The sequence below is a fragment of the Nitrosomonas eutropha genome (assembly GCF_900116685.1).
In the GTDB taxonomy this organism is placed as follows: Bacteria; Pseudomonadota; Gammaproteobacteria; order Burkholderiales; family Nitrosomonadaceae; genus Nitrosomonas; species Nitrosomonas eutropha_A.
On the sequence record NZ_FPBL01000002.1, the window covers coordinates 180600 to 193416 of the forward strand.

General features: G+C 48.5%; 12 protein-coding genes. 7 read left to right on the top strand and 5 right to left on the bottom strand.

Annotated elements, in window-relative coordinates; all coding sequences use genetic code 11:
• The first annotated feature begins 1 nt into the window (after position 1).
• The 7 genes from queA to ubiE all read left to right on the top strand — a co-directional run bounded on the left by queA (position 2) and on the right by ubiE (position 6743).
• Positions 2-1042, top strand: a complete 1041-nt coding sequence (gene queA / locus BM331_RS03445) for a tRNA preQ1(34) S-adenosylmethionine ribosyltransferase-isomerase QueA (RefSeq protein WP_074927093.1) — start codon at positions 2-4, stop codon at positions 1040-1042.
• Positions 1039-2124, top strand: coding sequence for a tRNA guanosine(34) transglycosylase Tgt (gene tgt, locus BM331_RS03450; RefSeq protein ID WP_074927095.1), 1086 nt, complete (start codon positions 1039-1041; stop codon positions 2122-2124). Before queA ends, tgt begins: the two co-directional genes overlap by 4 nt.
• 64 nt (positions 2125-2188) lie before the next feature.
• Positions 2189-2653 carry a preprotein translocase subunit YajC gene (gene yajC, locus BM331_RS03455; protein ID WP_074927097.1) on the top strand — a complete coding sequence of 155 codons (465 nt, stop codon included), beginning with the start codon at positions 2189-2191 and terminating at the stop codon, positions 2651-2653.
• An 87-nt stretch (positions 2654-2740) separates the two neighbouring features.
• Entirely contained in the window at positions 2741-4588 is a 1848-nt protein-coding gene (gene secD, locus BM331_RS03460) for a protein translocase subunit SecD (RefSeq protein WP_074927099.1), read from the top strand.
• Between the two features lie 22 nt (positions 4589-4610).
• Complete coding sequence (gene secF, locus BM331_RS03465) at positions 4611-5543, top strand: protein translocase subunit SecF (protein ID WP_074927101.1); 933 nt, start codon at positions 4611-4613, stop codon at positions 5541-5543.
• 38 nt (positions 5544-5581) lie between these two features.
• A complete protein-coding gene (locus BM331_RS03470; protein ID WP_074927103.1) occupies positions 5582-5959 on the top strand; it encodes a gamma-butyrobetaine hydroxylase family protein in 378 nt (125 codons plus the stop codon).
• Between the two features lie 52 nt (positions 5960-6011).
• The gene (gene ubiE, locus BM331_RS03475) at positions 6012-6743 is read left to right on the top strand and encodes a bifunctional demethylmenaquinone methyltransferase/2-methoxy-6-polyprenyl-1,4-benzoquinol methylase UbiE (protein ID WP_074927105.1); all 732 of its coding nucleotides are present in this window, start codon (positions 6012-6014) and stop codon (positions 6741-6743) included.
• Between the two features lie 29 nt (positions 6744-6772).
• Here the strand turns inward: ubiE and speB are convergent, their stop codons facing one another.
• The 5 genes from speB to BM331_RS03500 all read right to left on the bottom strand — a co-directional run bounded on the left by speB (position 6773) and on the right by BM331_RS03500 (position 12766).
• The gene (speB, locus tag BM331_RS03480) at positions 6773-7744 is read right to left on the bottom strand and encodes an agmatinase (protein ID WP_074927107.1); all 972 of its coding nucleotides are present in this window, start codon (positions 7742-7744) and stop codon (positions 6773-6775) included.
• A 165-nt stretch (positions 7745-7909) separates the two neighbouring features.
• A complete protein-coding gene (gene lspA, locus BM331_RS03485; protein WP_074927109.1) occupies positions 7910-8392 on the bottom strand; it encodes a signal peptidase II in 483 nt (160 codons plus the stop codon).
• A 41-nt stretch (positions 8393-8433) separates the two neighbouring features.
• Positions 8434-11241: an isoleucine--tRNA ligase gene (ileS, locus tag BM331_RS03490; protein WP_074927111.1), complete on the bottom strand. Its 2808-nt coding sequence runs from the start codon at positions 11239-11241 to the stop codon at positions 8434-8436.
• 1 nt (position 11242) lies between these two features.
• Positions 11243-12226 carry a bifunctional riboflavin kinase/FAD synthetase gene (locus BM331_RS03495; RefSeq protein WP_074927454.1) on the bottom strand — a complete coding sequence of 328 codons (984 nt, stop codon included), beginning with the start codon at positions 12224-12226 and terminating at the stop codon, positions 11243-11245.
• 108 nt (positions 12227-12334) lie between these two features.
• Positions 12335-12766: a group III truncated hemoglobin gene (locus tag BM331_RS03500; protein ID WP_074927112.1), complete on the bottom strand. Its 432-nt coding sequence runs from the start codon at positions 12764-12766 to the stop codon at positions 12335-12337.
• Between the last annotated feature and the right edge of the window lie 51 nt (positions 12767-12817).

The window sequence follows — 12817 nt, forward strand, 5'->3', positions numbered from 1 at the left end:
CATGAAAACTGATGATTTTAATTTTCCCCTTCCCGATGAGCTGATTGCACAGTTCCCACTCGCAAACCGGGCAGACAGCCGCATGCTGTATGTAAATAGCAATCAATCTGCTTTACGTGATGCAGCTTTCAAAGATCTGCCCGCTTACCTCAAACAAGGCGATGTAATCGTGTTCAACAATACTCGTGTCGTCAAAGCACGGTTGGCAGGCTTCAAATCCACCGGCGGCAAGGTTGAAGTCATGATCGAGCGCATTCTGGATACGCAGCTAGCGCGGGCATTGATCCGCGCCAGCCATGCTCCGGCGATTGGTTCCACGTTATTGCTGGAAAATGTGATTACCGCACAGGTAGAAGCACGCGAGCAGGATATTTATACACTGCGCTTTATACACTCACAGCCACTCATCGAATTGCTTGATCAATACGGACATACTCCGCTGCCTCCCTATATTGAACGTATAGCTACAATTTCTGATGAAAGTCGTTATCAGACTGTGTTTGCCCAAGAAACCGGAGCGGTTGCAGCACCCACTGCAGGCTTGCATTTTGATGAAACAATGCTGACAACATTACAGACTCTGGGAGTAAAGGTCGCCTGGATCACGTTGCATGTCGGAGCTGGGACTTTCCAGCCAGTGCGCGTGGAAAACATTGATCAGCACATTATGCACACCGAGCAATACCATATCCCGGCAGAAACGATAGAAATTATCCGGGAATGCAAGGCGGGTGGTGGAAGTGTGCTCGCGGTTGGTACCACCAGTTTGCGTGCACTCGAAGCCAGTGCGTTGATTGGTGATGGAGAGCTGGTTGCTGGATCGAACGAAACCAATCTGTTTATCACGCCCGGATTTCAGTTCCGCGTTGTAGATCAACTGCTGACCAATTTTCATCTGCCCCGCTCCACCTTATTGATGCTGGTATCCGCTTTTGCTGGCATAGAAACTATTCGTCATGCCTATCAGCACGCCGTTGATAATCATTATCGTTTTTTTAGTTACGGTGACGCCATGCTGATCAAGGGTGATAGTCAATCATGAAGTTTCAGCTACATTGCTGCGACCATCACGCCCGACGAGGAACGCTGACGCTTGCCCATGGCACGATAGAAACACCGGCCTTCATGCCAGTTGGCACTTATGGTGCAGTCAAAGGATTATCTCCAGACGAGCTGCAAACCCTGGGGGCCGAGATCATTCTGGGTAATACTTTTCATTTGTGGTTGCGTCCCGGGCTGGAGGTCATTGAAGCGCATGGCGGGTTGCACCGATTCATGCACTGGGACGGGCCGATCCTGACCGACTCAGGCGGATTCCAGGTATTCAGCCTGGGCGCGTTACGCAAAATCAGCGAAGAAGGAGTGCGTTTCCGCTCGCCAGTCAATGGCGATACCTGCTTTCTAACACCGGAAGAATCCATGCGCATCCAGCGCGTGCTGAATTCGGATATTGTCATGATCTTCGATGAATGCACCCCCTATCCGGTGGATATGCAGATTGCCGAAGATTCCATGCAACTGAGTCTGCGCTGGGCCGAGCGCTCTAAAGCAGCGCATACCGGTAATACAAACGCACTGTTCGGTATCGTGCAAGGTGGTATGTACGAATCGCTACGTGATCGCTCAGTAGCCGGTTTGTGTGATACCGGTTTTGATGGATACGCTATTGGCGGATTATCCGTAGGAGAACCCAAGCCGGAAATGCAGCGGATCCTCAGCCATACCGCGCCACAGCTACCAGCAGACAAGCCACGTTATCTGATGGGGGTAGGTACGCCTGAAGATATTGTTCATGCTGTTGAACAGGGCATCGATATGTTCGATTGCGTGTTGCCTACCCGCAATGCGCGCAATGGCTGGCTCTATACCAGCCAGGGTGTTCTCAAGCTGCGCAACAGCCGTTACCGGCTAGACACCTCCCCGCCGGATGAAAATTGCGATTGCTACACTTGTCGCCATTTTACCCGTGCCTATCTGCACCATCTGCAGCGCACCGGAGAAATGCTCGGCGCCCGGCTCAACTCACTGCACAACTTGTATTACTACCAACGACTCATGTCCGATATCCGTAAGGCGATTGAAGCTGGTCAGTTTGAACAGTTTGCACGCAGATTTTCCGGCTAGAACTTCATGCTAAAATACACAACGATTCAGTTTTCATTCATACCCGATTGAAGGAGAAGACCTTATGCTCATAAAAGAAGCTTTCGCCCAGGCTGCCAATGGCGCGGCTCAGACTTCCGACCCCACACTGATGAGCTTTCTGCCCATGATTGGTATCGTGGTCATTTTTTATTTTTTGCTGATCCGTCCACAAACCAAGCGGGCTAAAGAACAAAAACAAATGCAGAACGAATTACAGAAAGGTGACGAGATCGTCATCAGTGGAGGAGAACTGGGCCGAGTTGTAAGTGCCGGGGACAGCTACCTCACCATGGAAATTGCAGTAGGCGTTGAAATTACCGTACTCAAATCTTCTGTTCAAACATTATTGCCTAAGGGAACACTCAGAAGCATAGAAACCGGCAAAAGCAGCCGGGCACTCAAAAACGGCAAGCAGAAATCTAATGAACCCCGCCAGGCCGAACCAGAAAATAAGGAAACTGAAATCAGTCAAGCCGATTCAACAAAACAGGATAACGAAAAGAATTAATTTACCGGTATGCTCCGCTCTTTTTTAATTATCTGAAATTGTGGCGTAACTTCCGGCACCCCCTTTTCTTCTGAAATACTGGCCATTATGAACCGCTACCCCCTCTGGAAATATATTGTCATCGCCGTTTCGATCCTGCTTGGATTGCTGTATACCCTGCCTAATTTTTTTGGTGAATCCCCCGCCGTTCAGATTTCACCACTACGAACTGACGCACGGACCGATGCAGCACTTTTGCAACGTTTGGAACAAGTCCTTAACCAGCAAAATCTCCCGTATAGCGGAACAATATTGGAAGCAACCGGGATTAAAATTCGGTTTGCCGATACAGATACCCAGATCAAGGCGAAAGATATTCTAAGTTCCGAGGTTGGTAGCGATTATGTTGTTGCATTAAACTTGCTGCCAAATTCCCCGCAATGGATGCGTCATATCGGTGCTTTACCCATGTATCTGGGTCTGGATCTGCGCGGTGGAGTTCATTTCATGTTGCAGGTGGATATGGAGGGCGCACTCACAAAATCCCTCGATCGTTTCAGCGCCGATCTGCGCAGTACACTGCGTGAACAAAGAATCCCGTCTGCCGGTATTGAGCGGGATCGGTCAAAAATTGTAATCAGATTCCGTGATGAGCAGGCACGGGAAAAAGCAATTACGGAATTTGGAAAAGCATTTGAAGATCTCGCCTTTCAATCAGGAGATGCTGGCGGAGAGGCACGTCTGACAATCTCCATTAAGCCGGAAGCGCTAGTGCGTATGCAAAATACTGCCGTCCAGCGCAATATCACCACGCTGCGCAACCGAGTCAACGAGTTGGGTGTAGCAGAACCAATTATTCAGCAGGCAGGAGCTGATCGGGTAATCGTGCAGTTACCGGGGGTACAGGATACTGCCAAGGCGAAGGATATTCTGGGCAGAACCGCCACGCTGGAAGTACGCATGGTAGATGAAGAGGGTGATATTGATGCTGCCTTGCGCGGATCAGTTCCCCCTGGTACCGAACTGTTCACCGAGCGTGGGGGTGGCCCACTCTTGGTCAAAAAACAGATCCTGCTTACCGGTGACCGCATTACGGACGCCCAACCTGGATTTGATCAGGATCACCAGCCTGCTGTCCATTTAACACTAGACAACAATGGTTCACGAATTTTCAAACAGCTAACACGTAATAACGTAGGTAAGCGCATGGCCATTCTGCTGGTGGAAAAAAACCTGACCGAGGTGGTTACCGCACCAGTCATTCGCGAAGAAATCGGTGGTGGGCGCGTACAGATCAGTGGAAAAATGAGCAGTATCGAGGCACGTGATGTTGCTCTGCTGTTGCGTGCGGGCGCGCTGGCTGCCCCCATGGAAATTGTCGAGGAGCGTACAATAGGACCAAGCTTGGGGGCTGAAAATATCTCCAAAGGTTTCAATTCAACCCTGTTTGGTTTCCTGGCGGTAGCCACATTCATCATGGCTTATTACTCGGCCATTGGTGTCATCTCTGTCGTGGCACTCGCCGTCAACCTGCTATTTCTCATTGGATTGCTCTCAATCCTGCAGGCGACATTAACGCTCCCCGGAATGGCCGGAATGGCGCTGACTGTTGGGATGGCGATTGACGCAAACGTACTGATCAATGAACGTATCCGCGACGAAATACGTCATGGTGCTTCGCCACAGGCAGCTATCCATGCTGGGTATGAGCGCGCATGGGATGCGATTATCGACACCAACCTCACCACATTACTGGCCGGTCTTGGCCTGATGATATTCGGCAGCGGGCCGATAAAGGGTTTCGCCATCGTGCTATGTCTGGGAATTTTGACCACGCTCTTCAGTGCGGTCACCGTTTCGCGCGCGATGGTTAATCTGTTGTACGGCAACCGCAAACTTGCGCGTGTCCCGATTGGAACCATAAAAATGCCGAAGAAAAGTAACCACAAATATTAAAACTTACTGAAACCAGATAACCATGGATTTTTTCAGATTCGAACGCGATATTCCCTTTACCCGCTGGGGAAAGTTATCAATGACTTTTTCCCTAATCATCTCTATCCTGGCGATTTATTCTCTCGTCACGAAGGGGTTAAATCTCGCCGTAGATTTTACTGGTGGTACTGTGATGGAAATCAGCTACCAGCAACCTGCTGATCTTAATAAAACCCGCAAAATCCTTGCTGACATTGGAATGCCTGATGCAATCGTGCAGAATTTCGGTACATCCCGAGATGTCATGATCAGACTCCCTGCCAAGGCAGAACACACTGGGGGCAATCTGTCCGAAGCTGTTATAGCTGCGCTCAAGAAAGACGATCCTTCAGTTGAAATGAGGCGAGTGGAATTCGTGGGCCCGCAGGTTGGAGATGAATTACTGGAAAATGGCTTATTGGCAATGCTGTTTGTTTCCATGGGTATAGTTGCCTATCTGGCTTTCCGATTTGAATGGAAATTTGGTGTTTCTTGTATAGTTGCCAACCTGCATGACGTATTAATTATTCTGGGTTGTTTCTCCTTTTTTCAGTGGGAATTCGACCTGACTGTTCTGGCTGCTGTACTAGCTATCCTGGGCTATTCGGTAAATGAGTCTGTAGTCATCTCTGATCGGGTTCGGGAAAATTTCCGCAAACTACGCAAAGCAGATGTAACAAGAGTGATTAATAACGCAATTACCGAAACCATGTCGCGCACTATAATTACTCATGGAAGTACGCAACTGGTGGTGGTTTCCATGCTTCTATTTGGCGGAGAAGCATTACATAATTTTGCGTTGGCACTCACCATTGGCATTTTGTTCGGTATCTATTCTTCCATTATGATTGCCAGCCCGATACTTATATTGTTAGGGGCTAAACGAGAGGATCTGGTCAAAATTGAGCGTAAACCTCAGGAAGAAGCTGTGCCATGATGTTATTTTTGATGTCTTGAATAAAAAATTCCAATTTTATGGCCGGACTCAATCCACAAACGCCCATTCCCACAGAGTTAAAGCTGCACCGTAAATCAGGGATGTTGAGTGTAACCTTCAATGATGGAAAATCTTTCAGCTTCCCGTGTGAATTCCTGCGAGTTTACTCTCCTTCTGCTGAGGTACGTGGCCACGAGCCTGGTCAGGAAGTTTTGCAAACCGGTAAAAAAGACGTAACTATCACGCATATTGAACCGGTTGGCCGGTATGCTGTTAGGCTGGATTTTTCTGATAGCCACAATACTGGATTGTATTCATGGGACTTGCTTTATGATTATGGCTTGAACCAGGGAATCATGTGGCAAGATTACCTGCAACGACTGGAAGCTTCCGGCAGCAGCCGCGAAGTAAAATAGTAATACTTTTTACCAGACATAAATTACTCATTCGGAATATATCTCCAGAACAATGAATACCACACACTTTGGTTTCGCAACTGTTTCAGAAACAGAGAAAGCTCGTAAGGTTGCAGAAGTCTTCCACTCAGTAGCGGCACGTTATAATCTGATGAACGATCTGATGTCCATGGGATTGCACCGTTTGTGGAAGAAATTTGCAATCGATGTCAGCGGTGCAAAAAGAGGTGACAAGGTATTGGATATCGCCGGTGGAACCGCTGATTTAACTGCTTTGTTCCGGGAGAAAGTGGGGGACACGGGGGAAGTCTGGCTGACCGACATCAACAATTCCATGCTGTCGATTGGCCGTGATCGTATGCTGAATGATGGTAAGAGTGTGCCGGTGGCTCAATGTGATGCTGAAAAGCTACCCTTCCCGGATAATTATTTTGATCGAGTTTGTGTCGCTTTTGGTTTGAGGAACATGACGCACAAAGATATTGCTCTCCGGGAAATGTGGCGTGTGTTATCTCCAGGTGGTTCGCTCATCGTGCTGGAATTCTCCAAAGTGTGGAAACCACTGCAGCCTTTATATGATACTTACTCCTTTAAGGCCCTCCCGTTCATGGGGAAAATTGTTACCCGTGACGATGCTAGTTACCGCTACCTCGCGGAATCCATTCGGATGCATCCCTCCCAGGAAGATCTAAAACAGATCATGCAGCAGGTTGGATTTGAACGGGTTGAATATTTCAATCTGACAGCGGGTGTTGTAGCACTGCATCGCGGATACAAATTCTGATCTCGTTGATTATTATATTCAAACAGGATTTACAACAACCCCTCAGCTTTGCGTTTTGCCAGCAGACAAATCAGATCACAAGCAATATGTGCCGCAGCCAGTGCGGTTATCTGGCTGTGATCGTAGGGCGGAGATACTTCTACGATATCCATTCCAATCAGGTTGATCGCAGTAAGCCCACGAATGATTGATAACGCTTGTGCAGTTGATAGCCCCCCACAAACCGGCGTGCCTGTACCCGGTGCATAAGCTGGATCAAGGCAATCGATATCAAACGTAAAATATGCTGGCTGATTACCAACGATACGTTTAATTTCTGCAACCACCGCATCTGTCCCCTGCCGATGTACTCGATCAGCATCCAGAATATTAATCCCCATGAAATTATCATTCCAGGTACGAATGCCAATCTGTACTGAATGCTCGATATCAATCAAACCATCCTGTACCGCCTTGTAAAACATGGAACCATGATTCAGTGAAGCGGGTGAATCATCCGGCCAGGTATCGCAATGCGCATCAAAATGGATTAAAGACAGTGGAGTTCCAGTTTTCTCTACATATGCTTCCAACAACGGATAAGAAATAGAGTGATCACCACCGAACGTCAACATGCGTGCACCAGATGCCAGAATATGTCGGGCATGATCGATAATCGCCTCATGAATCGTCATTGGATTATGCACATCAAGAAAGCAGTCTCCAAAATCGATCACAGCAAGATTTTCGAATGGATCAAATCCCCATGGATAAGGTTTGAGCGAAGCCACTTCAGCAGAAGCCTGGCGAATTCCCAGCGGTCCGAAGCGGGCGCCAGAGCGATAAGATACCGCTAGATCCAGTGGAATGCCGCTAATCACCAGCTCGGCACCTGTCAAGTCTTTCTGAAAACTGCAACGCATAAAAGAAAGCATGCCTGAAAATGTTGGTTCCCGCAGCATGCCATAAGGTGTTTTGCGTACTATCGCTCCATCAACTTTGACAGGGTTGTCGTTCGACATGATCCAGTTTTGTTTCCTTTATCGTTGAATGTGTTTGTATGACGTGATTAGAATCTTGCTGCCATGACGGTATCCTGATAATAGGTAGGAGAGACCATTGATCCTAATACGCGGCAGGGTGAATCAGCTCGCGCTGATCACAGATAAATCCCTGAAGATTCTGTCTCACCCTCCCCGAATGGAATCATTCTGTCTGTTTATAACCCCGTCCAGAATCAGCAAGCACGCTCCACAGACTATGGCCGAATCGGCAAAATTAAATGCTGGCCAATGATAGCCACTCACATGGAAATCCAGAAAATCGACAACATGCCCCAGCATAATCCGATCCCAGAGATTACCCAATGCCCCCCCCAGAATAAAGCTCAACGCAATACAAAATAGCCGGTTTGTTGTGTTTTTGTACAGCAGATAAATAATCAGAGCTGATACAAGAAGAGCAATTGCACTCAAAAACCAGCGCTGCCAGCCAGAGGCATCACTCAGAAAACTGAAGGCCGCTCCTGCATTGTAAGCAAGTACAAGGTTGAAGAATTCGGTGACAACAATCTGCTGACCATACGATAAATTAAGCTCAACCCAGCGTTTGCTGAGCAAATCCAGCATCAGGATGACTGTGGCCAAACTCAGACTGAAATACAGCTTCATCACGTACTCCTATATATTTTTCCAGTGATTCTTCACGGAAATCAGGCATAGCGCCGGTATTCACCAGGCCCCGAAAGATTGATCACACAGCGGCCACACAGTGACGGATGTTCAGCGATTGATCCTACATCCTGCCGATAATGCCAGCAACGCTCACATTTCTGATAAGAGCTGGCAGTTACAATAATTGTTTCTTCAGTCGCATTATCCACGCACTGTAAATGGACTTCGGACGTGATCAGTACGAATCTGAGATCGTCTTCCAGTGAATCGAGCAATGTATAGTTTTCCCCGATTGTGCGAATTTCTACTGTAGCGGCAAGCGATGAACCAATTTTTCCCTGAATACGCGCATCTTCCAGTTGTTTCAACACCCGAGCGCGCAACTCACGCAGCTGCTGCCAGCGCTGGATCAGAATTTGCGCATCTCCCGGCTGCTCCGGGAAGCGATGCCAGGTATGTAAAAAAACACTGTCATCCGTCGATCCACTCAGTTGCTGCCAGACTTCTTCTGCGGTAAAGCTTAGCGCTGGTGCAAGCAGACGTGCGAGACTGTGCACAATGTGATAGAGCGCATTCTGGGCAGAGCGTCGTGGAATCCCACCCGCCATCGTGGTATAGAGACGATCTTTGAGGATATCCAGATAGAACCCTCCCAGATCTTCGGAGCAAAAATGATGTAACCGGGCAACCGCCTGATGGAATTCATAACGTTCATAAAGCTGGATAAGCTCATTCTGCAATGCTTCAGTATAGACGAGCATGTAGCGGTCAATTTCTATCCATTCCTGTAGTGGCAATGCATCTGTAACCAGGTTGAAATCAGCCAGATTGGCCAGCAGAAAACGCAAAGTATTGCGGATGCGTCGATAGGTTTCAACCGTGCGCTTAAGAATTTCATCAGAAATGGACAATTCCCCAGAGTAATCGGTAGAAGCTACCCACAGCCGCAAAATATCAGCACCAAGCGTATCAGCAATTTTTTGCGGAGCAATGACGTTACCTTTCGATTTACTCATTTTGTAACCTTGCCCATCTACTACAAAACCATGCGTAAGCAGGGCGGAGTAAGGTGCACAGCTGTCAATTGCACACCCTGTCAGCAGCGACGACTGAAACCAGCCACGATGCTGATCAGAGCCTTCCAGGTAAAGATCAGCCGGGTGCTTTAACTGTGGATTCGTTTTTAGTACAGTTTCATGCGTGGTGCCAGAATCAAACCAGACATCCAGTGTGTCTGTCAGCTTTAGGTAATGTTGTGCTTCTTCTCCCAGCAACTCAGCCGCATCAAGGCTAAACCATGCTTCAATCCCCTGTTTCTCAACCAAATCGGCCACTTTCTCCAGCAATTCTTGTGTCCGGGGATGCAATGCATGCGTTTCCTTGTGGATAAAAAAGGTCATCGGTACTCCCCAGTTGCGCTGGCGAGAAATACACCAGTCAGGGCGGTTCCCAATCATTGCTTCCAGCCGCGCCCTGCCCCATGCTGGATAAAAACGGGTGAGTTCCACTGAGCGAAGAGCAAGGTCACGTAATGATTTTTCGGGAGAGTGCGAATCAGCGGATTGCTGCATACCAATGAACCACTGCGGTGTCGCACGAAAAATAATTGGTGTTTTATGGCGCCAGCAGTGCGGGTAACTATGCTCAATTTCTTCCGCATGCAACAGATGGTCGTCGGCTTGCAGTGCATCAATTACAACAGCATTGGCTTTCCAGACAAACAACCCACCAACCAGTGGAGTTTCCTCCCGGAATTTACCATCCCCCTTGACCGGGCTGTCGCTGGGCAATCCATATCGCTGACCAACAAAATAGTCATCCAGGCCGTGCGCAGGTGCGGTATGAACAAGACCTGTGCCGGCTTCCAGCGTTACATGTCGCCCGCAGATTATTTTAATGGGACGATCTGCAAAAGGATGACGCAAGGGTAACCCTTCCAGCGCCTGCCCCTTGCAAGTTGCCATCACCTGCCCTTCAAGCTGGTAACGGGCAAGACAGATATCCACCAGCTCGGAAGCCAGCAACAGCCACCCCTGGGCAGTACTGATCAGACTGTACTCAAACTCGGGATGCACACATACCGCCTGATTGGCAGGAAGCGTCCACGGCGTTGTCGTCCAGATCACGGCAAGAATACGGGCATCAGCTGGTATCTGTGCATGCATTGCTGCGGCAAGCTGGTGATAAGTACTCTGCTCGTTTGTCACTTCAAAGCCAACATCAATCGCTGGAGAACGCTTGTTTTCATACTCCACCTCAGCTTCTGCCAAGGCTGAGCCACAGTCGATACACCAATTGACCGGTTTTTGCCCCTGATAAAGATGACCATTACGATAAATTTTCCCAAGCGCACGGATAATGCCTGCCTCAGTTGCATAATTCATCGTAAGGTAAGGATGTTCCCAGCCACCCAGTACCCCTAGCCGTATGAAATCAGCTTTTTGTCGATCCACCTGTTGCTGCGCGAAGGCTCGGCACAGCTTGCGCACCTGATCTGCCGGCAGATGTTTGCCATGCTTCTTCTCAATCTGGTGCTCGATTGGCAGACCATGACAATCCCAGCCTGGAATATAAGGTGCATCAAAGCCAGATAGGGTTTTACTCTTGACAATGATGTCCTTGAGAATTTTATTGACAGCGTGGCCAATATGAATATCACCATTCGCGTAGGGTGGACCGTCATGCAGAATAAATTTCGGCCGCCCCTGACTGGCAACCCTGATTTTCTGGTAAAGATTCTTTTCCTGCCAGGCCTTGAGCATGACGGGTTCACGCCGAGCCAAATCTCCGCGCATAGGAAAAGGTGTATCAGGCAGGTTAAGTGTTTTCTTATAATCGTTCGTCATATCAGCAATCCAGGCAAGCTGTTGCGTGCATGGAAGAATCCATTTGGGAAAAATAGGCCCTGGCACGGACAGCATCCTGCTCTATTTGTTTCACCAACGTTTCCATATCCGGAAATTTTTCCTCATCCCTAAGTTTTTGTAGAAACTCGATTCGCAATCGTTGCCCGTAAATATCTTCATCAAAATCAAATAAATGTACTTCAAGTACGGGTTGGGCATATTCGAGAACAGTTGGCCGAACCCCCAGACTGGCCACTCCCCTTGCCCGTCGTGTGAAACCGGAACCATCACCATCGCGCCAACTTGCTTCCACCACAAAAATACCATTTAACAATGGATAATGATCCTTGAGTTGAATATTGGCGGTTGGAAACCCCAGTTTCTTGCCCAGCTTCAAACCATCCACAACCCGCCCGCCCATGGTAAAAGGGCGCCCAAGGAGCTCTGCTGCCAAATCAAGATCATCAGACGCTAGCGCATGACGAACTGCCGTACTTGAGACTCTCAGCTCATCCAATGCAACTGGGGACATTACCTCCAGTTCCCTCTCGCCTGATTCCGAAAAGAATTTCTGCAACAAGGCAATATCTCCTGACCGCCGGGCACCGAAGCGAAAATCTTCTCCTATCAGTAACCAGCGGACATTCATTTCCTGCAACAAAATGCGTGTAATGAACAATTCCGCGCTGATTTTCGCAAATGCATGGTTGAAACGATAGATCTGCACCCGATCCACACCCAGATTCGCCAACAATTCAAGTTTTTCATGCAAATTTGTCAATCGAGCAGGGGCACGATCAGGCATCAGAAGCTCCCGAGGATGCGGCTCAAATGTCATAACGCAAGATGCAACCCCCAGACGACGCGCGGCGCGCTTCAATCGCGCAATCATCGCCTGGTGGCCAAGATGAACACCATCGAAATTCCCTATAGTCAGAGCAACTGGCTCCTCCCTGCTGGCTGCAGCCCGCCTGGTTATACGCATATCAACAATTCGATGACTGATCAAGCAGAAATATAACCTGATTGAACAGCTACCTCGTGATAGCCTGATGATTGTTCCATGACGATCAGTAGCGTGGATTTATTATTTTTATACCTCTACAGTATTAAGACCAACCGGCTCACGATGCGGGAAATGACTCATCTGATAGCCCATCCAGAGACGTCCGGCGATAAATTCAGCGACAGTATCCGCGTGCTGCTTCAGATCCGGATTTCCCAGTTCATGGGTCGTTTCCCGGAAAAGCTGCAACCAGCGTCTAAATAATGCTGCGCTGAGCTCAGGTAAAGCAACATGCTTGGGCATGGGCGCACCACGAAAACGGCTGGTGCCACGCAACTGTGCTGACCAGAAATTGATCATCTGCACAAAATGTGCATCCCAATCAATCACATGCTCCTCAAAGATGGGGCCCAATGCAGCATCTTTTCTCGCCTTGGCATAAAATTCGTGCACCAGTTTTGAAACTTCTTCTTCGGTATACAGATCGGGGCTAGGTTCCGGAATAGGACGAGGTATCATGATGTTGTGTTTAATATATTCATTGGATTAAAGTTCGCACAGATCGGATAG

What these genes read in the sequence shown, in the direction of transcription:
- queA (WP_074927093.1), top strand. Translation starts at nt 2, where the DNA reads ATGAAAACTGATGATTTTAATTTTCCCCTTCCCGATGAGCTGATTGCA.
- tgt (WP_074927095.1), top strand. Translation starts at nt 1,039, where the DNA reads ATGAAGTTTCAGCTACATTGCTGCGACCATCACGCCCGACGAGGAACG.
- yajC (WP_074927097.1), top strand. Translation starts at nt 2,189, where the DNA reads ATGCTCATAAAAGAAGCTTTCGCCCAGGCTGCCAATGGCGCGGCTCAG.
- secD (WP_074927099.1), top strand. Translation starts at nt 2,741, where the DNA reads ATGAACCGCTACCCCCTCTGGAAATATATTGTCATCGCCGTTTCGATC.
- secF (WP_074927101.1), top strand. Translation starts at nt 4,611, where the DNA reads ATGGATTTTTTCAGATTCGAACGCGATATTCCCTTTACCCGCTGGGGA.
- BM331_RS03470 (WP_074927103.1), top strand. Translation starts at nt 5,582, where the DNA reads ATGGCCGGACTCAATCCACAAACGCCCATTCCCACAGAGTTAAAGCTG.
- ubiE (WP_074927105.1), top strand. Translation starts at nt 6,012, where the DNA reads ATGAATACCACACACTTTGGTTTCGCAACTGTTTCAGAAACAGAGAAA.
- speB (WP_074927107.1), bottom strand. Translation starts at nt 7,744, where the DNA reads ATGTCGAACGACAACCCTGTCAAAGTTGATGGAGCGATAGTACGCAAA.
- lspA (WP_074927109.1), bottom strand. Translation starts at nt 8,392, where the DNA reads ATGAAGCTGTATTTCAGTCTGAGTTTGGCCACAGTCATCCTGATGCTG.
- ileS (WP_074927111.1), bottom strand. Translation starts at nt 11,241, where the DNA reads ATGACGAACGATTATAAGAAAACACTTAACCTGCCTGATACACCTTTT.
- BM331_RS03495 (WP_074927454.1), bottom strand. Translation starts at nt 12,226, where the DNA reads ATGCGTATAACCAGGCGGGCTGCAGCCAGCAGGGAGGAGCCAGTTGCT.
- BM331_RS03500 (WP_074927112.1), bottom strand. Translation starts at nt 12,766, where the DNA reads ATGATACCTCGTCCTATTCCGGAACCTAGCCCCGATCTGTATACCGAA.